Annotated in this window: 18 protein-coding genes; 11 read left to right on the top strand and 7 right to left on the bottom strand. The window is 75.2% G+C overall.

What is annotated here, in order from left to right; genetic code table 11:
- Position 1: 1 nt before the first annotated feature.
- The 3 genes from ACIA8F_RS15340 to ACIA8F_RS15330 are packed head-to-tail and all read right to left on the bottom strand — an operon-like array spanning position 2 to position 3,518.
- The gene (locus ACIA8F_RS15340; protein ID WP_399378974.1) at positions 2-1,144 is read right to left on the bottom strand and encodes a serine hydrolase domain-containing protein; all 1,143 of its coding nucleotides are present in this window, start codon (positions 1,142-1,144) and stop codon (positions 2-4) included.
- The gene (locus ACIA8F_RS15335) at positions 1,141-3,006 is read right to left on the bottom strand and encodes a carboxylesterase/lipase family protein (protein ID WP_399378972.1); all 1,866 of its coding nucleotides are present in this window, start codon (positions 3,004-3,006) and stop codon (positions 1,141-1,143) included. The genes ACIA8F_RS15340 and ACIA8F_RS15335 overlap by 4 nt, the downstream gene beginning before the upstream one ends.
- The gene (locus ACIA8F_RS15330; protein ID WP_399378971.1) at positions 3,006-3,518 is read right to left on the bottom strand and encodes a DUF664 domain-containing protein; all 513 of its coding nucleotides are present in this window, start codon (positions 3,516-3,518) and stop codon (positions 3,006-3,008) included. The genes ACIA8F_RS15335 and ACIA8F_RS15330 overlap by 1 nt, the downstream gene beginning before the upstream one ends.
- Before the next feature lie 184 nt (positions 3,519-3,702).
- Between ACIA8F_RS15330 and ACIA8F_RS15325 the strand changes: the two genes are divergently transcribed.
- Both ACIA8F_RS15325 and ACIA8F_RS15320 read left to right on the top strand, forming a co-directional pair.
- Positions 3,703-4,830, top strand: a complete 1,128-nt coding sequence (locus ACIA8F_RS15325; protein WP_399378969.1) for a hypothetical protein — start codon at positions 3,703-3,705, stop codon at positions 4,828-4,830.
- 282 nt (positions 4,831-5,112) lie between these two features.
- Positions 5,113-6,132 (top strand): PHP domain-containing protein, encoded by a 1,020-nt coding sequence (locus tag ACIA8F_RS15320; RefSeq protein WP_399378968.1) that lies wholly within the window; start codon positions 5,113-5,115, stop codon positions 6,130-6,132.
- A 34-nt stretch (positions 6,133-6,166) separates the two neighbouring features.
- On the opposite strand, the gene ACIA8F_RS15315 is transcribed toward ACIA8F_RS15320, so the two are convergent.
- A complete protein-coding gene (locus tag ACIA8F_RS15315; protein ID WP_399379120.1) occupies positions 6,167-6,919 on the bottom strand; it encodes a VOC family protein in 753 nt (250 codons plus the stop codon).
- A gap of 685 nt (positions 6,920-7,604) precedes the next feature.
- Here ACIA8F_RS15315 and ACIA8F_RS15310 point away from each other — a divergent pair.
- The 3 genes from ACIA8F_RS15310 (at position 7,605) to ACIA8F_RS15300 (ending at position 10,596) form a co-directional block, all read left to right on the top strand.
- Positions 7,605-8,621: an isopenicillin N synthase family dioxygenase gene (locus ACIA8F_RS15310; RefSeq protein WP_399378966.1), complete on the top strand. Its 1,017-nt coding sequence runs from the start codon at positions 7,605-7,607 to the stop codon at positions 8,619-8,621.
- A 49-nt stretch (positions 8,622-8,670) separates the two neighbouring features.
- Positions 8,671-9,204 (top strand): GNAT family N-acetyltransferase, encoded by a 534-nt coding sequence (locus tag ACIA8F_RS15305; protein WP_399378964.1) that lies wholly within the window; start codon positions 8,671-8,673, stop codon positions 9,202-9,204.
- Between the two features lie 219 nt (positions 9,205-9,423).
- Positions 9,424-10,596 carry a hypothetical protein gene (locus ACIA8F_RS15300; protein WP_399378962.1) on the top strand — a complete coding sequence of 391 codons (1,173 nt, stop codon included), beginning with the start codon at positions 9,424-9,426 and terminating at the stop codon, positions 10,594-10,596.
- A 7-nt stretch (positions 10,597-10,603) separates the two neighbouring features.
- On the opposite strand, the gene ACIA8F_RS15295 is transcribed toward ACIA8F_RS15300, so the two are convergent.
- Positions 10,604-11,347 carry an HNH endonuclease family protein gene (locus ACIA8F_RS15295; RefSeq protein WP_399378961.1) on the bottom strand — a complete coding sequence of 248 codons (744 nt, stop codon included), beginning with the start codon at positions 11,345-11,347 and terminating at the stop codon, positions 10,604-10,606.
- Between the two features lie 559 nt (positions 11,348-11,906).
- Here ACIA8F_RS15295 and ACIA8F_RS15290 point away from each other — a divergent pair.
- The 5 genes from ACIA8F_RS15290 to ACIA8F_RS15270 all read left to right on the top strand — a co-directional run bounded on the left by ACIA8F_RS15290 (position 11,907) and on the right by ACIA8F_RS15270 (position 16,241).
- Positions 11,907-12,674, top strand: coding sequence for a hypothetical protein (locus ACIA8F_RS15290; protein ID WP_399378959.1), 768 nt, complete (start codon positions 11,907-11,909; stop codon positions 12,672-12,674).
- A gap of 80 nt (positions 12,675-12,754) precedes the next feature.
- Positions 12,755-13,087 carry a hypothetical protein gene (locus ACIA8F_RS15285; RefSeq protein ID WP_399378957.1) on the top strand — a complete coding sequence of 111 codons (333 nt, stop codon included), beginning with the start codon at positions 12,755-12,757 and terminating at the stop codon, positions 13,085-13,087.
- A 105-nt stretch (positions 13,088-13,192) separates the two neighbouring features.
- Entirely contained in the window at positions 13,193-14,554 is a 1,362-nt protein-coding gene (locus ACIA8F_RS15280; RefSeq protein ID WP_399378955.1) for an FAD-dependent oxidoreductase, read from the top strand.
- Between the two features lie 273 nt (positions 14,555-14,827).
- On the top strand, positions 14,828-15,493 hold the full coding sequence (locus ACIA8F_RS15275; RefSeq protein WP_399379118.1) for a molybdopterin-dependent oxidoreductase: 666 nt from the start codon (positions 14,828-14,830) through the stop codon (positions 15,491-15,493).
- The gene (locus ACIA8F_RS15270; protein ID WP_399378954.1) at positions 15,477-16,241 is read left to right on the top strand and encodes a cytochrome b/b6 domain-containing protein; all 765 of its coding nucleotides are present in this window, start codon (positions 15,477-15,479) and stop codon (positions 16,239-16,241) included. Before ACIA8F_RS15275 ends, ACIA8F_RS15270 begins: the two co-directional genes overlap by 17 nt.
- On the opposite strand, the gene ACIA8F_RS15265 is transcribed toward ACIA8F_RS15270, so the two are convergent.
- Positions 16,204-16,677, bottom strand: coding sequence for a MarR family winged helix-turn-helix transcriptional regulator (locus tag ACIA8F_RS15265; protein WP_399378952.1), 474 nt, complete (start codon positions 16,675-16,677; stop codon positions 16,204-16,206). The two genes, ACIA8F_RS15270 and ACIA8F_RS15265, sit on opposite strands and share 38 nt — an antisense overlap.
- Before the next feature lie 125 nt (positions 16,678-16,802).
- Between ACIA8F_RS15265 and ACIA8F_RS15260 the strand changes: the two genes are divergently transcribed.
- Entirely contained in the window at positions 16,803-17,213 is a 411-nt protein-coding gene (locus tag ACIA8F_RS15260; protein WP_399378950.1) for an organic hydroperoxide resistance protein, read from the top strand.
- Positions 17,214-17,307: 94 nt separating this feature from the next.
- Here ACIA8F_RS15260 and alc read toward each other — a convergent pair whose 3' ends face one another.
- A complete protein-coding gene (alc, locus tag ACIA8F_RS15255) occupies positions 17,308-18,438 on the bottom strand; it encodes an allantoicase (RefSeq protein ID WP_399378949.1) in 1,131 nt (376 codons plus the stop codon).
- Between the last annotated feature and the right edge of the window lie 81 nt (positions 18,439-18,519).

Here is an 18,519-nt window from a genome sequence, read left to right as displayed (position 1 = left end):
TCTACGAGGCGGCCGCGTACGCCCACACCGCGCGCATCACCGGGGGCGCCGCCGGGCCGCTCAGCTCGCGCGGGGTCAGCACGACGGTGACGGCCCCCGTCGAGGGGACGATGTGCGCGGCGGTGCCGGTGCCGCCGATCCAGCCGTAGCGGCCCGGTACGTTCCACGGGTCGGCCGGCGTGACGTCGACCGACCCGCCGAACCCCCAGCCCTGGCCTTCCAGGAACAGCGCGCCCCCGGCCCGCTGGGCCGGGGTCAGCCAGTCGGTGGTCATCCGGCGCACCGCGTCGGGCGACAGCAGCGGGCCGCCCCCGTCGAGCAGCACCCGCGCGAAGCGGTGGTAGTCGTCCGCCGTGGAGACCAGGCCGCCCGCACCGGACGGGAAGGCGGGCGCGGAACTCCACTGCCCGTCGGGTGCGTCCACGAGGTCGAGGCCCCCGTCCGCGCCGGACCGGTACAGGTGCGTGAACCGGCCCGACTGCCCCGCGGGCACGGCGAAACCGGTGTCGGGCATGTCCAGCGGCTCGAAGATCCGCTCGGCCAGGAACTCCGGCAACGAGCACCCCGCCACCCGGGCGATCAGCACCCCCAGCACGTCCGAGCAGGTGTTGTACAGCCAGGCCTCGCCCGGCTGGTGCAGCATCGGGATCCGGCCCAGCGCGGCCATCCACGCGTCCGGCTCCACGACCGCCTGCGGCTGCGGCGGCCCCTGGCGCAGCTCGTCGAAGAGCGGCGCGACCGCCGGGAGCGAGAAGTCGGAGGGGAAGCCCCACCCCGCGCGGAAGGTCATCAGATCGGCCACCGTCACCGGCCGCTTCGCCGGAACCACCTCGCCGACCGGGCTCGCGGGAGTCCGTACGACCACCGGTTCGGCGATCTCCGGCAGCCAGGGCGCGACCGCGTCCGTGAGCGCGAACCGGCCGTCCTCCACCAGCATCATGACCGCCGCCGCCGTGACCGGCTTGGTGAGGGAGGCGATCCGGAAGATCGAATCGCGCACCATCGGGGCCTCGCTCCCGGCGTCCGCGCCGCCCACGGCGGCCACCTCGGGCTCCTTGCCGTCGCCCCGGTCCACCAGGGCCACCGCACCCGGCAGGGTCCCGTCGTCCACGTACGGCTGGAGGATGTCGCTCAGACCGGTCACGAGCCCGTCCCTTCGTCGAGAGCCTGTCCTACGGAGTCCCACAGCCCGCAATGGTGCCGGCCCGCCGCGTCCACCGGGCGGATGCCGCCCGGGTCTTCGAGCGTCAGGGCCTCCGGCGCCAGGGACAGCACGGCGGGGGAGCGCGGCCACCAGGGCCCCGCCCCCGGGGCGTTCGGGTCGCCGGTCGCCGCGAACCGGGTCCAGTAGCCGGCCATCCGCTCCGACAGCACCTGCTGCCCGGCGCTCATCGGGAGCCCGGTGTCGAACAGGTACGGCAGTTCGGAGCCGTGCGAGGCCCCGTACGGGAAGCCCGGCACCGGCGGCAGCCCGGTGAAGTCCGGTGCGTGCCGGTCGTCGAACCCGTAGTCGTACGTCGGCACGTGCCGCGCCAGCGCACGGCTGTCCCGCAGCTGCGGGCAGACGAAGGAGGCATCCGTGAGCGCGGCGGCGAAGGCCAGCGCGGGCGTCGGATGGTCCGTCACCGGGTAGGCGGCCTCGACGAGTCCGGCGCGCGCCCCGAACGCGGCGCGCAGCCGGGACCGGTAGGCCTGCGGATCGGCGACCGGATGGGCGGCCAGGGTTTGCCCGAGGAAGATCCGCATCTCGTCGCGGGTCGAGCCCTGCACCACCGGGACCCGGTGGAACTCCCCCCGTTCCAGGGCCCGCCGGGGCTCGGCGGGGAGCAGCCGGGTGCCGTAGGACACCGCGGAGAAGAGCGGGGTGAGCTCGGGGGTCGTCAGGGTCTCCGGGGCGAGGCCGCGCAGGCACTCCAGCACCTCCGCGTCGAGCGGCCGCCCGCAGCCGAGCCGGACCGCCGCCGCGGCTCCCCGGGCCACGGTCAGGGGCTCCGGCACGAACGGCTCGTAGGCGGGCAGAGCGGGGAGCAGCGAGTGCGCCGGAACGGTGAGCGAGCAGGAGCCGCTCTGCACGATCGCCCGGTGGAACAGGCCCGCCGAGGCGGGGGAGGTGAGGTGCATGCAGACGCTCAGGCCGCCCGCGGACTCGCCGAACACGGTGACGTTGCCGGGATCGCCGCCGAAGCGGGCGGCGTTCGCCCGCACCCAGCGCAGGGCCGCCTGCTGGTCGGCGAGCGCGAAGCCGGGGGCTCCGTGGAGCGCGGGATGCCCGAAGAGCCCGAAGATCCCGAGCCGGTAGTTGACCGTGACGACCACGGCCCCGCCCGCCGACGCCAGCCGGCCCGGCCGGTAGAGGTCCCCGGCACCGTTCATGAAACCGCCGCCGTGCAACCAGACCATGACGGGCCGGGGCGGGGCGGTGGCGGGTACTCCCGCCGGTCCGGCCGCTCCCGCCGGTCCGGCCGACGGTGCCCGCCCGGTCGCCCCCGGCGGGAGGAGGGGCGCCGACCGTCCGGTGCCGGCCGTCCCGCTCGGGACGGTGACGTTGAGGAACAGGCAGTCCTCCGAGCCGCTCGGGGCGCCCGGCCCCACCGCGGGCAGCTGCACGCACCGGGCCCCGGGCGCTCCCGCGTCCCGCACGCCCGCCCAGCGGGCGGCGGGCTCGGGGAGCCGCCAGCGCAGGGGCCCGATCGGCGGGGCGGCGTACGGGATTCCCTCGAAGGTGCGGTACCCGGCGGCCTCCCGCCCGCGGACCGCTCCCCGGTCGGTCTCGACCACGGGCCGCGGGCCGGTGGCGCCGGCGTCGACGCCGGCACCCGCGCCCGCGAGCCGACCGGTCCAGCCCGGCGGGGCTGCGGCGAGCGGCGCGAGGCCGACTCCGGTCCCGGTCCCGGCTGGGGTCCCCGACCCGGCCCCGGGACCCGCGGGCGCGGTGGTCGACGCCGGGGCGGTGGGGGCGGCGGTCACGAGGAGGAGGGTGAGCAGCAGGACTGCCGGGGACGCCATCAGCGGCCCCTCGTCAGCACGCCCCGGACGAAGGCCGCCTGTCCCGCGTGCTGGAGGTCGTCGGCGATCACGCTGACCAGCCGCGCCCCGAGGGTCACCGGGGGGTCCCACCGCTCGTCGACCACCCGGTCCAGATCGGCGGCGGACAGCCCGTCCAGGAACCGCCGCGTCTGCGCGTGGACCGCGTCGAAGTACCCCAGCAGGAGGCCCCCCGAGTCGACCCGGACGGCCGCGGCGTCCTTGGCGGTGTGCCCGTAGCCGGTCGACCCGGGCGGCAGCGGGAGCGCGAAGCGCTCGTCCCAGCCCTGTGCGTGCCAGACCTGCTCCCAGCCGGCCGCATCCGCCACGTGGTCGTCCTGGACCCGGGTCAGGTGCCAGACGAGCCAGGTGATCGAGTTCGCCCCGGGATCGGTCCGCGCGTCCAGCTGCCCGGGCTCCAGCCCCTCGACCGCCTCGTGCACCACGTCGTGGATCCGTCCGAACGCGTCGGCAAGTACCTCCGTACCCTTCATGCCCCCACCATGCCCACGAGCGGCGCCCGCCGGGCCCGCGGCACCGCGGGGGACCCCCGTTTGCCCGCCCCGAATGGCGCAGCGCGGCCGGATGCCGCTGAATGTAACAAAGCGTGCGCTTCCCATGACGCACGATGACCGGCGTGCGATGTGTAGACCCGCGCGTCGGCGAACGGAGCTTTCCATGAATGACCCGATCACGCTCGCCGCGACGGAGCACGAAGAACCGCGCAGGCTCCCCGACACCTCGGACGGCCGGCCTCCGGCCCCCGACACGGACGACCTCGGCTCCGGCCCCGAGACCGGCTTCCGAGCCGACTCGACGGCCGACTCCGGGACCGTCCGCGAGACCCAGGCCGGTCCGCAGGCAGGTCCGCAGGCCGGGCCCGTCGCCGGTCCGCAGGCAGGTCCACCGGCAGGTCCGCAGGCCGGGCCCGTCGCCGGTCCCGGGGCAGGAGCCGCGCCCGGACCGGACCCCGGACCCCGGACCGCGCCGGCGTCCGCGCACACCGTCCTGGAGACCGCCGCCACCGGCCGCCCGGTACGGGAGGTCACCGATCTGGTGCACCTCCTCAAGGAATCCGGACAGGTTCCCAATCCCGGACACACGGCGCTGCGCGCGGCCGCCGTGTCCCGGCCCGTCCACGAGGTCCGCGAGATGGTGACCCTGCTGGGCGAGCCCCCGCACGAGCGGGCCGAAGCCGACATCACCCTGCGTGCCGCCGCCCTCGGCCGCCCCATCGAGGACGTGGCCCTGCTCGTCAGCATCCTCGGTACCGGCGAACAGCCCGCGCAGCACGGTGCCGAGCAGGCGGACCGGGTACGGCCCGCCGCCCACCAGCCCGCGCCGCCGGCCGCTCAGGCCCCGGCGCGGGGTCCGTCCCCGGCCGCGGCCCGGGGCCCGGCACGGCCGGGTGCGGGCGCACTGCGCCACATACTGCGCTGGCCGGTGGCCCTCGCACTGCTGCTCTGCGGTGCGCTGCACGTGCCCGGTGATCTGGCGGGCCTGGCCTCCGGCGACCCCGGCGGGCTGCTCGCCCTGGCCGTCACCCTGCTCTGCCTGACGGCCGGCGTCCTGCTCGCGGTCCGGGACACGGCGGGTGCGTGGCGGGCCGGCGCGGTGGTCGCGCTCGGCGTGGCCGCGCTCCACGTGGTCGGCGGCATGGCGGGGTTCGATCCGCTGGACGGCGCGGTCGGCGGCTCCCTGGAGTGGGCCGGGATCACCACGGTGCTGAGCGCGGCGGCCGGCGCCGTACTCGCCGGCCTGGCCCTGCAGTTCCGTCCGGCGGCCGATCCGGCCGACGGCGCCTGACCCGGACGGGGGGGGGGGGGGGGGGGGGGGGGGGGGGGGGGGGCGCCCCCCCCCGCCCCCCCCGGCGGGGGGGGGGGGGGGGGGCGGGGGGGGGGGGGCCCCGGGGGGCCCCCGGGGGGGGGCGGGGAGGCGCCCGGGGCGCCTCCCGCCCGGGCCGGCCCCGCCTGTCCGCCGGGGCGCCCCCCCCGGCCGCGGGCGCCTCCCCCGCCGGGGGGGGGGGCCCGGGTCCTTGACCCGGGCCCCCTCCCCGCCGTTCCACCGCTTCGCGGAGGGAGACACCCGATGGACCCGGTGGCCGCGCTGGACCGCATCGCCTTCCTGCTGGAACGCGCCCAGGAGCCGACCTACCGGGTCCAGGCCTTCCGCACGGCGGCCGCCGCCATCGGCCGGATGGCCGAGGGGGAGCTCGCCGAACGGGTCGCCGCGGGCACCCTCGAAGCGGTCAAGGGCATCGGCCCGAAAACCGCCCAGGTCGTCCGCGAAGCCGTCGGCGGAGCGATCCCCGCATACCTGCAGGGGCTGGAGGAGAAGGTCGCGGCCCACCCCGCCGGCCCACCCCCGAGCCCCGGGGCCCTCGCCCTGCGCGCGGCCCTGCGGGGCGACTGCCACATGCACTCCGACTGGTCGGACGGGGGCAGCCCCATCGAGGGGATGGCCCGGGCCGCGGCCGCCCTCGGGCACGAGTGGGCGGTGCTCACCGACCACTCTCCGCGCCTGACCATCGCGCGGGGGCTCACCCCCGAGCGGCTGCGGGACAACGCCACCTGGGCGCCGTTCCGGCTGCTCACCGGCATCGAGTGCGACATCCTCGACGACGGATCGCTGGACCAGGAGCCGGAGCTGCTGGCCGAGGTGGACCTCGTCGTCGGCTCCGTCCACTCCAAGCTCCGCATGGCCGCCCCCGCCATGACCCGGCGGATGGTCGCCGCCGTCCGCAATCCGCACCTCGACGTCCTCGGGCACTGCACCGGGCGGCTGGTGACGGGCAAGACCCGGCCCGAGTCGGAGTTCGACGCCGAGGCCGTCTTCGCGGCCTGCGCCGAGTCGGGGGCCGCCGTGGAGATCAACAGCCGGCCCGAGCGGCTGGACCCGCCGCGCCGGCTGCTGCGGCTCGCGGTGGCCGCGGGCACCCTCTTCGCGATCGACACCGACGCGCACGCCCCCGGACAGCTCGACTGGCAGACCCTCGGCTGCGAACGAGCCCTGGAATGCGGGGTGACCGCCGACCGGGTGGTCAACACCTGGTCCGCGTCCGATCTCACCGCCTGGACCCGCACCCGCCGCCTGCCGCAAGCCCCTTAGCCCACCAGGGACAGCCGGCCGGACTCCTGCCCTCCTACCCCTCGGCTCCGCCGTCCGTGCGGGTCGCCGTGAGGGTGAAGAGCGCCCCGTCCGGATCGCGCAGCGACACCCACCGTTCCGTGTCGCTCGCCCCCGGCTCCGACACCGTGCGGCCGCCCAGCGCGACGGCCGCCTCCACCGCCGGCCCCAGCGCGGGCACCCGGAAGTGCACGTGCCAGCGCGGCCGGGTGTACGGGCTGTACGAACCCGGCTCCACGGGGCCGCTGTCGAGGCGCGCCACCGGGCCCCCGTCCTGGCGCAGCACCACCCGGTCCTCCTCGTACGCCACCTCGCAGCAGCCCGAGCGGCCGGTGGCCCACTCCAGCACCTCCCCGTAGAAGATCGCCGAGTCGAAGGCGTCCCGGGTGCGCAGTTCCAGCCAGGCCGGCGCCTGTCCGGTGCCGACCCGCCAGCCCGAGGAGACCTGGCCCTCCCAGATGCCGAACACCGCCCCGTCCCGGTCCGCCACCAGCGCCCCGCGGCCCCCCGACTCGAAGGAGACCGGGCCGACCGCGATCGTGCCGCTGCGCTCCCGGATCCGGTCCACCGCCACGTCGGCGTCGTCGACCGCGAAGTACGGGGTCCAGGCCACGGCCACCGCGAGATCCCCGGCCAGCGCCCCGATCCCGGCCACCGGCATCCCGTCCAGCTCGGCCACCGAGAAGGCCTCGCCGAGCCGCGCGGTCCGGAACCGCCAGCCGGCGACCTCACCGTAGAACCGCTGGGCCGCGCCGAGGTCCCGTGCCATCAGGCTCACCCAGCACGGGGCCCCGAAGACGTCCCTCGTCGAAATCTCCACCGTTTGCTCCGCCCTTCACCGGGGCGCGGTCAGCGCGCCGTCCGAGCACAAGCAGTAGCGCCCCGTCCCCGGCCGTGGCCCGCAGGCGCGCCACCGCGACCACCGCCCGTGGGTCACGGGTATCCCCTTGGCGGCACCCGGCCGGGCCCCTGCCGTGCAGCCATGACGATCATGAATTCCCAGGACATCGATACGGCGGTGTCGCTCACCGGCCGACGGGAGCTGTCGCGACACCGCCGTCCACGTCACCGAGGACTTCACCGCCTACGCCGCCCGGCTCACGGTCCGCGCCACCGACGCGTACGTCCTTCTGAGAATACGGGCCGAGGCGCGTACCGGCCCGTCCGGCCTGGTCGATCCGATCGAGGCCTCTGGGGGTTTCCTGTCGGCCGCCGTGGCCCTCGCCGGAGCTGAAGGCACTGTCCGCCCGGACCCTCGGACAGCCGGGCGTCACCCGGCCGGATGCCACGACCGACGAGGACGGCGCACGCTCCCGGGCGGCGCTGCGGCGGGCCGGTTTCACCGGGGCCGGTACGGGGGAGGGCCTGGTCCGGTACGTCCTACGGGGCTGAGCGGGGCTCGGGCGCACGCCCCGGCTTCCCACCGCGCCCCCGGCCCGGAAAGCAGGTCGCGCATGCCGCGTTCCCAGGTCCCCCTGATCGATCTCGGCCCGTGGCGCACCGGCGGGCCCGAGGAGCGCCGCCTCGTGGCCGCCCGCGTCGACGAGGCGCTGCGGGCGGCCGGCTTCCTGCTGGTGGCCGGGCACGGGGTGGATCCGGAGCTGCCCCGGCGGATCCGGGAGGCCGCCCGCACGTTCTTCCGGCTCCCGGCCGCCGCCAAGGCCCCGTACGCCGTCGCGGTCGGCGGCCGCGGCTGGCTCGGCCCGGGCGCCGAGGCCAACAGCTACGCGGAGGGCGAGGCCTCCCCGCCGGACCTCAAGGAATCCTGGTCCTGGGCGGCGGAGGAACCGACGGGCATCGCCTCGGTGGACGCCGAGTGGTTCCGGCCCAACGCGTGGCCGGCCGAAGTGCCCGCGCTGCGGCCGCCGGTGACGGAGTACCTGGCCGCGATGCGGGCGCTCTCCGACGAGCTGCTGGAGCTGCTGGCCACCGCCCTGGGCCTGGACCCGGACCATTTCACCCGCCACACCGGCCACCCCACCTGGGGGTTCAACGTCAACTGGTACCCCGGCACCGAGACCGTCGGCCCGCCGCTGCCCGGCCAGTTCCGCATCGGCGCGCACACCGACTTCGGCACCGTCACCGTGCTGGACCGTGAGCCGGGCGAGGGCGGACTCCAGATCCACACGGACGAGGAGGGCTGGCAGGACGCCCCGTACGACCCGGCCGCGCTCACCGTGAACATCGGTGACCTGATGGCGCGCTGGACGGGAGACCGCTGGCGGGCCGGCCGTCACCGGGTCCTGCCGCCGCCGGCCGACGCGCCGGCCGAGGAGCTGATCTCGCTCGTCTACTTCTACGAGTGCGATCCGCACACCCGGGTGGAATCCCTTCCGGCGCCGCTGGGCCGGATCGCGCACGAGCCGGTCGACTCGCACGTCCACCTGCGGGCGCAGCTCGACGCGATCACCGTCCCGGCGGGGGCCCCGGAGGAGGATCCGGCGGCCGGTCAGGCGGGTCCCGGGGAGTAGCCGGGGACCCGATTACCCGATGTCCGGCGCGTTCGGCAGGATGGGTGTCATGACCGAGATCCGTACCCCCCGCCTCCTCCTCCGCCGCTGGTCCGAGGACGACCTCGTCCCCCTGTCGGAGATCCTCGCCGACCCCGAGGTGATGCGCTGGATCGGCGACGGCGAGACCCTCGACCTGGAGGAGACCGCCGAGACCATCGAGCGGTGGGAGGACGAGTGGGACGAAGAGGGCTTCGGGATCTTCGCCGTGGAGCTGCTGGCCTCCGGCGAGCTGATCGGAGCCGTGGGGCTCTCCATGCCGTGGTGGCTGCCCGAGGTGCTGCCGGCGGCCGAGATCACCTGGCGGCTCGGCCGCTCCTACTGGGGCCAGGGCTACGGCTCCGAGGCCGCGCACGCCACCCTGGAGTTCGCCCTCCAGGAACGCGGTCTCGACCGGGTCGTCGCCGTGAACCGGGCGGGCAACGACGAGTCCGAGAACGTGATCCGCAAGCTGGGGATGACCGCCGAGAAGGACATCAACCACCCGGAGACCCACGCCCTCCTCAACCTCCACGGCATCGACCTCACGGAGTACGAGGGCTGAGCCGCCCCGCACGCCCCGTAGGCCCCTCACGCCCCGCACGCCTCGCGCGCCCGGCGTGCCCCCCCCGCCCCCGCCGCGCCCGTGCCCGCATCGACCGATCGGTTGACCCCGCTGTCGGCCGCCGGGCCGAGCGGCCGGGCGGTCCCGCGCGGTGAGGATGGATACGGGGGAGCGGGCGCACCACCGGCCCCGCCCCCGGAACCGAGAGGGGCCACGCCCATGCCGCAGCACGACCGCCCGCACCCGCGCCGCCGCGTACGGGGATCCCGTACCGCCCTCGCGGCCCTCGCCGGAGCCCTGCTGCTGGGCGCCTGCTCCGCTCCCGGCGCGCCCGGGGCCGCCGCCTCCGCGGCCCCCGCCACTGCTGCCGCCTCACCGCTGCCGACGGCCGCGACCACCCCGGGCGGCACCCTGCTCGTCGCCGACTTCGGGGCCGACACCGTCACCTTCGTCGACCCGGAGCGCGGCGCGGTCGGCTCGGTGCGGGTCGGCCGGGCCCCCTACGGACTGGCGGTCGGAGCGGACGGCCGGGCCTGGGTGGCCACGGCCGAAGGGGTCGCCGTCGTGGACACGAAGACGCGGACCCGGACGGCCCTGATCCCGTACCGCACCACCGGCACCGGGCCCGTGACCGGCGGCGAGTACCGCGGCGGCGGCATGGGCATCGCGCTCTCGCCCGACGGCGCGCACGCGTACGTCGGGGTCAACGTGCCCGGGACCACCGGTGTCCTGGAGGTCGTCGACACGGCGGGGAGCGCCGTGACGGCGGTGGTCCCGGTGGGCCGGCGGCCCTTCGACGTGGACGTTTCGCGCGACGGTTCGCAGGTGTACGTCACCGGCCACGACTCCTTCGACGTCACCGTCGTGCCGGTCGGGCCCGCGGGCCCCGCCGGACCGGCGCCGCGCCGCATCGAAGTCGCCCCCTACGGGACGGAGGGCGGCCTCGGCTCCTGGCTGAAACCGCACTACGCCGTCGTACGGCCGGCGGACGGGATGCTGCTGCTGCCCTTCGAGGGCGAGCGGCTCGCGGTGGTGGATCCGCGGACGGGCCGCACCACCGTGGAGGAGATGACCGCCGACACCCATCAGCACGGGGCCGCGGTCACCGCGGACGGCAGGCTGCTGGTGGTCGGTACGGGGGCGGTGGAACCGGGCAAGGGTAAGGGGCCCTCCCTCACGGTCCGTTCCCCGGACGGCTCGGAGCGGGTGTACCCGCTGGACGGACCGCACGAGGACGTGGCCGTGTCCCGGGACGGGCGGACGGCCTACGTCACCGGGGGCTACACCCGGGACGGCTACTGGAACGGCATCACGGTCGTGGACCTCGACAGCGGGAGCAGCCGCCGCCTCGCGGCGGGCTCGCGCCCCCTGGGCATCGCCGTCCTGGAGTGACCCGGCATCAGCCCGCGCAGGTGTCCAGCATGGTGGCGAGCATCTTCTTCTCGGGCTCGGTGACGGTCAGGCCGTACACGGACTTGACCGTGGTCCAGGCCCGCCCGTACTGGCACCAGGCCGACTTCGACGGCGGCTGCCACAGGTCGGGGCTCTGATCGCCCTTCGACCGGTTCGAGGAGGCCGACACCGCGAGCAGTTGGGGGTGCGTCAGATCGTTCGCGAAGGCCTTGCGCTTCGCGGCGTCCCAGCCGGCCGCGCCGGAGCGCCAGCCCTCGGCGAGGGGCACCATGTGGTCGATGTCCATCTTCGAGGCCTCGGTGACCACCACCTCGTCGTACAGGCTCTTCCAGGTGCCGGACACGGCCTTGCACTGGGCGTCCCGGGTGACCTTCGCGCCGTCCCGCTGGAGGACGACCTCACGGGTGTCGCACTTGTCGCCCTGCTCCGCCCAGTGCGTGAACTTGTCCCGGCTGTAGCCGGACATGGTTCCGGGCGGCGCCACCTTCAGCGAGGCCAGCTGGGTACGGGCCACGGAGACGCCGACCATGCCGGGAAGGACGTCGCCGGCGGGGGGCTTCCCGTCGGCGGGAGCGCCCGGGCTGGCGGCAGCCGACGGCGCGCCTCCGCCCGGCTTCGGATCGTCGCCGGAATCGGACCCGGCCCCGCCCGTCGTTCCGGAACAGCCGGCTACGGCCAGCAGCAGCACGGCCGCCAGTACCGCACCGGGCACGCGCATCTGACGCCCCATGACCCCACCCCGAACCCTGCCGCCCACTGTGTCCCGGGAAGCCTACCCATGCCGGACGCCGCTCGAAGCCAGGCCCGTTGGCCCGGCGGGCGGCGAACGCTCCCCGGGGGTGCGCCGGGTGACGGGCGGACAGGCCCTCAGACCGGCTCCGGGCCGGTTTCGAACCGGTTCCGGCGCGGGGCCCGAGGCCGCCCGGGCTCAGGTGCCGTGGGTGCGCAGCCACGCCTCCAGGACGGCGAAGTCGGCGTCCCCGAGGCCGATCCGGGGGTCGACCCGGTGGAGGAGGGCAGGGCCGGGGTGGTGCGCGGCCACCCACCGGCGGTCCGCGTCGCCGATCTCGTCGTCGACCCAGACGAACGCCCGTCCCGCCCGAACGGGATGAGGGGTCCGTCCACGTCGAGGAAGAGGACGGGCCGCGCCACGAGGGCGACCGGGGGAATCGGGGGATTCGTCATGCGGCACATCGTTAGCAGGCAACCCGCACCTGCGGGAACGGCCCCCCGGGAGGGAACCGCGGACCCCCGCGGAGCCCTCTACACGACCGGAAGGGGGAGGCGACATGACGAAGACGGCGGTATCCCGGACCGGGCGGACGGCCCTGGCCGGGCTGGTGACGGTGCTCCTGTGCGCGGGACTCGCGGCCTGCGGCGACGCCGTACGGGCCGGGGAGGCGGCCGGGCCCGCAGCTCCCACCGCGGCGCCCGGTCCGGAGCGCTGCGATCTGGACGGGGCGAAGGCGAAGGACACCGATGCGGGCCCGGACCGGTCCACCGCCGCGCCCGATGTCCCGACGGAGGAGCAGACGGGCGGATACGCCGGTCCCCCGACCGACGAGGAGACGGGCGGATACGCGGGCCCGCCCACGGACGGGGAGACCGGGGGCGATCCCGGTCCCCCGACGGACGAGGAGACCGGCGGCCCTGGCGGTCCGCCCACCGATCAGGACACCGGCGCGCCCGGCCCGCCCACGGACGGCGGCTCCGGCCCCACCGCCGCCACCAATGGCGCGGGTCCCTGCGGCGCGGCCGGGTGGTTCGACATGAGGCGGGACTTCGTCGCCTACTACGCGGAGCACCGCACCGACGAGGACACGTTCGTCTCCGCGGAAGGCATCGGCGAGGTCCGCGTCCGCAAGGTGCACGGGAAGGGCCTCGCGGAGGTGACCTTCGCCACCCGGGCGGTGGGCAAGGGCCGCGGGGACGACGCCCGCAGGGTGGTACGGGTCTTCGCGGCCTGGCGGCACGAGGTGTACGGGGGCACGGATGCGGGCACGGTCACGGTTCGTACGCGTGAGGAGTTCCCCGTGACCGTCACCGAGCCCTGGTGACCCGCGGGCGGCTCCGCCCGGAACGCCCGCCCACCACGAACCCCGCCCTCCCCGGAACAGGAAGCAGAGGCAGAACCACCGTGACCGACGACGCCGCCAACGCACCGCACGTCCCCTCCGACGCGGAGCGCGCGGCCCGCGCCCGGGTACGGGACCGGGCCACCGGCCTGACCCACCACCAGGCCGAGGAGGAGCTCGAGGCCGCCGAGGCCGCCGCCGTGGAGGCCGCGGGCGGCGACCTGGAGAGCGCCGACGCCGCCACGCGCGCCGCCGTCGCGGAATGGCGGCGCATCACGGAGCTGCTCTTCGACCACGGCGGGCCGTACGCACCCGATATGGACGCCTTCCTCCAGGGGCAGCTCACGGCCCGCGAGGCTCACGCCGACTCCAACGGGGGCTTGGGGGTGTCATAAGGTTGTCTTATGGGGGTATAACCCGGGGGTGGGTGCCGGGTTAGGCTGCCCTTAGCTTAGGGTTCCTCTTGATCGAGTCTTTCGCCGTTCGAAGGGAACCCAGCCATGCCTCGCCCCCTGCGGGTAGCAATCGTCGGTGCCGGCCCCGCCGGCATCTACGCCGCCGACGCCCTGCTGAAGTCCGAGGCGGCCGCCGAGCCGGGTGTGTCCATCGACATCTTCGAACGGATGCCGGCCCCCTTCGGCCTGATCCGCTACGGCGTCGCCCCCGACCACCCCCGCATCAAGGGCATCATCACCGCCCTGCACCAGGTGCTCGACAAGCCGCAGGTCCGCCTCTTCGGCAACGTGGACTACCCGAACGACATCAGCCTCGACGAGCTGCGCTCCTTCTACGACGCCGTGATCTTCTCCACCGGCGCCACCGCGGACCGCGCGCTCACCATCCCGGGTGTCGACCTCGACGGCTCCTACGGCGCCGCAGACTTCGTCTCCTGGTACGACGGCCACCCCGACGTGCCGCGCACCTGGCCGCTGGAGGCCGAGAAGGTCGCCGTCCTCGGCGTCGGCAACGTCGCCCTCGACGTGGCCCGCATCCTCGCCAAGACCGCCGACGAGCTGCTGCCGACCGAGATCCCGGCGAACGTCTACGAGGGCCTCAAGGCCAACAAGGCCCTCGAAGTCCACGTCTTCGGCCGCCGCGGCCCCGCGCAGGCCAAGTTCAGCCCGATGGAGCTGCGCGAGCTGGACCACTCGCCGAACATCGAGGTCATCGTCAACCCCGAGGACATCGACTACGACGAGGGTTCGATCACCACCCGCCGCTCCAACAAGCAGGCGGACATGGTCGCCAAGACCCTGGAGAACTGGGCGATCCGCGACATAGGCGAGCGCCCGCACAAGCTCTTCCTGCACTTCTTCGAGTCGCCCACCGAGGTCCTCGGCGCGGACGGCAAGGTCGTGGGGCTGCGCACCGAGCGCACCGAACTCGACGGCACCGGCAACGTCAAGGGCACCGGCACGTTCACCGACTGGGACGTCCAGTCCGTCTACCGCGCCGTCGGCTACCTCTCCGACGAGCTGCCCAAGCTGCCCTGGGACGTCGACTCCGGCACGGTCCCGGACGAGGCCGGCCGCGTCATCGAGGCCGGCGCGCACCTGCCGTCCACGTACGTCACCGGCTGGATCCGCCGCGGCCCGATCGGCCTGATCGGCCACACCAAGGGCGACGCGAACGAGACGGTCGCCAGCCTGCTCGCCGACCACGCGGCCGGCAACCTGCTGACGCCGGCGGCTCCCGAGCCGGAGGCGGTCGCGACCTTCCTCGCGGAGAAGCAGGTCCGCTTCACGACGTGGGAGGGCTGGTACAAGCTCGACGCCGCGGAGAAGGCGCTGGGCGAGCCGCAGGGCCGCGAGCGCATCAAGCTCGTCGAGCGCGAGGACATGCTCAAGGCCAGCGGCGCGTAGTCCCGCTCCGGGGCCGGGTCCCCGGAGCGTCCGGCCGGCCCCGCGGCGTGCGGGCCCGGCCGGACTGCCGTACGGACCCGCGTGCGCGTCTTACGGAACTCTGACGGGCGGGCGCGGACCCTGGCCGCGGGGAGCCGCGGGTGGTCGAATCGTCACGTGAGCACAGACCAGCACCCCGGCCCGGACCTCGATCCCGGCCCAGACCCCGACCTCGACCCCACCGCCGACCCCGACGGCCGCGGTGTCCCCGTCGGCCGGCGGCTGGTCCTCGGCATGGTGGGGCTCGGCGCCCTCGGACTGGCCCTCGCGCCGAAGCTCCAGTCGGGCTTCGACGCCGTACTGGGCGCGGCCGCGAGCAAGGACCCCACCGGACTCACCGGACTGCTGCCGGGCGGCGGCGGGTTCCGGTACTACTCGGTCGCCGCCTCGGTCCCCGAGCGCGGCCCGGCCGACTACCGGCTGACCGTCGACGGCCTGGTCGAGCGCCCGGCCACGTACACCCTCGACGCGCTGCGGGCCCTGCCGCTGACCCGGGTGGTGCGCGACGTCCAGTGCGTGACGGGCTGGCGCGTCCCCGAGACCCCCTTCGAAGGGGTCCCGCTCTTCCGGCTGCTGGACGCCGCCGGGGTCCGCCCCGAGGCCCGCGCGATCCGGTTCACCTGCTTCGACGGCACCTACACCGAGAGCCTCACACTCCCGCAGGCCCGCCGCGAGGACGTCATGGTCGCCCTGAACATGCAGGACAAGCCCCTCAGTCACGCCCACGGCGGTCCGGTCCGGCTCTACGCGGCCCCCATGTACTTCTACAAGTCGGCGAAATGGCTGTCGGGCATCACCCTCACCCGGGACGTCCGGCCCGGCTACTGGGAGGAACTCGGCTACGACGTCGACGCCTGGGTCGGCAAGTCGAACGGACGCGACGATGCCCCGACCGCCTGAACTCCCGGCCGGAGAGGCCGGAGAGGCCGGACCGGTCGGCCGGACCGCACCGGCCGCACAGACCGCACCGGCCGTGCCCGGTCGCCCCGCCCGCGTGGGCCGGTTCAGCCCCGCCGTACGGCTGGTCCACCTGGCCACCGCCGCCCTGACCGGGGTGTGCCTGGCGACCGCGGCCTGCCTCTACCTGCCGCCCCTGGCCGAACTCGTCGGCCGCCGCCACCTCGTGGTCACCGTCCACGAGTGGTCCGGACTGCTGATCCCGGCCCCCGTCCTGCTCGGGCTCGGCTCCCGGGCCTTCCGCGGGGACCTGGGGCGGCTGAACCGCTTCGGCCCGCACGACCGCACCTGGCTGCGCGCCGCCCTGCGCCGCGACCGCCGGCCTGCCGCGCGCCCGGCGGGCAAGTTCAACGCCGGGCAGAAGCTCTACGCGAGCTGGAGCGCCGGGGCCGCCCTCGTGATGCTCGGCACCGGTCTGCTGATGTGGTTCACCGGGCTGACCCCGCTGCCCTGGCGGACCGGGGCCACCTTCGTCCACGACTGGCTGGCCCTCGCCATGGCCGCGGCCGTCGCGGGCCACGTCATGATGGCCGTCCGCGATCCGGAGGCCCGGCGTGGCATGCGGACGGGCTCGGTGGCCGCCGACTGGGCGCGGCGCGAACACCCCCTGTGGCGCCCGCACGGATCCCCGGCCGGACGGGCCGTACGCCGCCCTACTCCGGCGGAACCGCCGCGTCCAGGGCGGCGGTGAGCCGCCGCAGGCGGTCCTGCAGGTCCTTGACCTCGGAGAGCTCGAAGCCGGTCGCGGCGGCGATGCGCCGGGGCACCTCGACGGCTCGCGCACGCAGCGCCGTACCCGCCCCGGTGGGCCGTACGTGCACGGACCGTTCGTCGGCCGCGCTGCGCTCGCGCACGATCAGGCCGGCCGCTTCGAGCCGCTTGAGGAGCGGGGAGAGGGTGCCCGAGTCGAGCCGCAGGTGCTGCCCGAGCTGCTTGACGGGCAGCTCCCCGTGCTCCCACAGCACCAGCATCACCAGGTACTGGGGGTAGGTCAGCCCGAGGTCCTTCAGGACGACCCGGTAGAGCCCGCCGAAGGCGCGGTTCGCCGCGCCGAGCGCGAAGCAGATCTGGCCGTCGAGGCGCAGGAAGTCCTGGTCGGGGGCGGTGTCGGTCGGTTGCTCGGTCATGGGGGCCAGTGTACCCGGGGTGTTGTGTCGGCAACTAAATTGTGCACAACGTAATTGTGTGCCATATTGATGGAGCGAGGTCGCCGGTCGGCGGCCCGCCTCCGCCCCTTGAGAGGACCCCCGAGATGGACGCGATCTACACCGCTGTCGCCACCGCCAACGGCCGCGAAGGCCGCGCCGTCAGCTCCGACGGCCAGATCGACCTGGCGCTGGCCATGCCGCCGGCCCTCGGCGGCAGCGGCCTGGGCACCAACCCCGAGCAGCTCTTCGCGGCCGGATACGCCGCCTGCTTCGCCAGCGCCCTCGGACTGGTCGGCCGTCAGGCCAAGGTCGACACCAGCGAGGTCTCGGTCACCGCGGAGGTCTCCATCGGCAAGGACGGCGAGGGCTTCGGGCTGGCCGTGGTCCTGCGCGTGGAACTCCCCGAGGTGCTGCTGGGGGAGACCGGGACCCTGCTGGTCAAGCAGGCGCACGAGGTCTGCCCCTACTCCCGGGCCACGCGCGGCAACATCCCCGTCGAGCTCGTCGTCGAGTAATCCGGTCCGACCCGGCCGATCCGGCCGATCGGCCGGATCGGAGCATGAAGGGCGGCGGTTCCGGGCGTGATGCCGGAGCCGCCGCCCTTCCGTGTCAGAGCCCGGGCGCCGCCGCTCCGGTCGCACGCGCTGCGCGGGCGGTGAGGGCGGCGGCTCCGGCGTCGGTGAGGCGGCCGTGCAGGCGCAGCCGGGCGAATCCGCCGTCCGGGTAGACGTCGATCCGGGCGTGCGTGGCCAGGACCGGCGCGGCGAGCGGCAGCCGGTGCGGGCTGTCCGGCTCCAGCCGGGTGCGCGGGAGGACCTGCTTCCACGCGCCGTCCGCACCGTCCTTGACGGACAGCGCCACCCAGCCGGCCGCGTTGCCCTTCAGGTTCGCGGTGTCCACCTCCACCGCACGGATCTCGCACTGGCCGGCCAGCCGGTACGCGATCCAGTCGTTCCCCTTGTCGCGGCGCCGGCGCGTCTCCCAGCCGTCGTCCTGCTTCTGTGACAGCCCCGGCATGATCGTGTTCCCGGGGGAGGAGTAGAAGCCGTCCGAGGCCTCCTCCACGACCCCGCCGTTGACCACGCAGGCCACGTCCACCGCGCCGAGCAGGGCCAGCCATTCGGGGTCGGGCAGCACCTCGCCGTGGACCCGCAGGCGTGCGATGCCCCCGTCGGGATGCTGGTTGACGCGCAGGTGCGTCCAGCGGCGCCCGGAGTCGACCGCGAAGCCGTTCGCGGCGTGGCCGTACACGGGGGTGCGGGGCACGATCTCCTCCCAGGCGTCCGTCCGTTCGAGGAGTTCGGCGGCCGAGGGCGTCCCGTCGAAGGCCGCCGCCCACACGCTGACCTGCTGCGGGTGGTTCCCGCGGAAGTGTGCGGTGTCGACGAGGATCCCGCGGATGACGCCGGGGGCGCCGAGGCGGATCAGTGCCCAGTCGTGGTCGGAGTCCGTCGGGAACGGCTCGTGCGCGCCCGCTCCGCGCCGCCGCCGGGTCTCCCAGCCGTCCATCACCTTGCCCTTGTTGCCGTAGTCGTGCACGTCGAAGACGGCGGGGGCGCGCAGCAGGAGGTTCTCCCGCTCGGCGAAGAACTCGTCGTTGGCCGCGATGACCCCGGCGCCGAGCCGCCGGTCGGCCAGGTCGGTGAGGTGGGAGAAGTCGAAGGTGCCGCCCCGGTAGTCGGCGTAGGGGTCGCCCGAGACGTAGGGCGCTGCGGCGAAGTCGTTGGTCGTGAGCTGCATGCGCGGAAGCCTGCTTTCCTTTGGCGGTAGGGGAGTTGGGGCTCGGTGGGATGCCCCTACTCTCGGCCGCCGGGATTGCTC

The sequence above is a fragment of the Streptomyces sp. NPDC051563 genome (assembly GCF_044454225.1).
Taxonomy (GTDB): Bacteria; Actinomycetota; Actinomycetes; order Streptomycetales; family Streptomycetaceae; genus Streptomyces.
Note: the sequence above shows the minus strand (reverse complement) of the source record. Positions and strands in the feature narration are given on the sequence as shown.

Bases quoted from the DNA above. Each gene is read 5' to 3' on its own strand.
- ACIA8F_RS15335 (WP_399378972.1), bottom strand. From the start codon at position 3,006: ATGGCGTCCCCGGCAGTCCTGCTGCTCACCCTCCTCCTCGTGACCGCC.
- ACIA8F_RS15330 (WP_399378971.1), bottom strand. From the start codon at position 3,518: ATGAAGGGTACGGAGGTACTTGCCGACGCGTTCGGACGGATCCACGAC.
- ACIA8F_RS15325 (WP_399378969.1), top strand. From the start codon at position 3,703: ATGAATGACCCGATCACGCTCGCCGCGACGGAGCACGAAGAACCGCGC.
- ACIA8F_RS15320 (WP_399378968.1), top strand. From the start codon at position 5,113: ATGGACCCGGTGGCCGCGCTGGACCGCATCGCCTTCCTGCTGGAACGC.
- ACIA8F_RS15315 (WP_399379120.1), bottom strand. From the start codon at position 6,919: ATGGCACGGGACCTCGGCGCGGCCCAGCGGTTCTACGGTGAGGTCGCC.
- ACIA8F_RS15310 (WP_399378966.1), top strand. From the start codon at position 7,605: ATGCCGCGTTCCCAGGTCCCCCTGATCGATCTCGGCCCGTGGCGCACC.
- ACIA8F_RS15305 (WP_399378964.1), top strand. From the start codon at position 8,671: ATGACCGAGATCCGTACCCCCCGCCTCCTCCTCCGCCGCTGGTCCGAG.
- ACIA8F_RS15300 (WP_399378962.1), top strand. From the start codon at position 9,424: ATGCCGCAGCACGACCGCCCGCACCCGCGCCGCCGCGTACGGGGATCC.
- ACIA8F_RS15295 (WP_399378961.1), bottom strand. From the start codon at position 11,347: ATGGGGCGTCAGATGCGCGTGCCCGGTGCGGTACTGGCGGCCGTGCTG.
- ACIA8F_RS15290 (WP_399378959.1), top strand. From the start codon at position 11,907: ATGACGAAGACGGCGGTATCCCGGACCGGGCGGACGGCCCTGGCCGGG.
- ACIA8F_RS15280 (WP_399378955.1), top strand. From the start codon at position 13,193: ATGCCTCGCCCCCTGCGGGTAGCAATCGTCGGTGCCGGCCCCGCCGGC.
- ACIA8F_RS15275 (WP_399379118.1), top strand. From the start codon at position 14,828: ATGGTGGGGCTCGGCGCCCTCGGACTGGCCCTCGCGCCGAAGCTCCAG.
- ACIA8F_RS15270 (WP_399378954.1), top strand. From the start codon at position 15,477: ATGCCCCGACCGCCTGAACTCCCGGCCGGAGAGGCCGGAGAGGCCGGA.
- ACIA8F_RS15265 (WP_399378952.1), bottom strand. From the start codon at position 16,677: ATGACCGAGCAACCGACCGACACCGCCCCCGACCAGGACTTCCTGCGC.
- ACIA8F_RS15260 (WP_399378950.1), top strand. From the start codon at position 16,803: ATGGACGCGATCTACACCGCTGTCGCCACCGCCAACGGCCGCGAAGGC.
- alc (WP_399378949.1), bottom strand. From the start codon at position 18,438: ATGCAGCTCACGACCAACGACTTCGCCGCAGCGCCCTACGTCTCGGGC.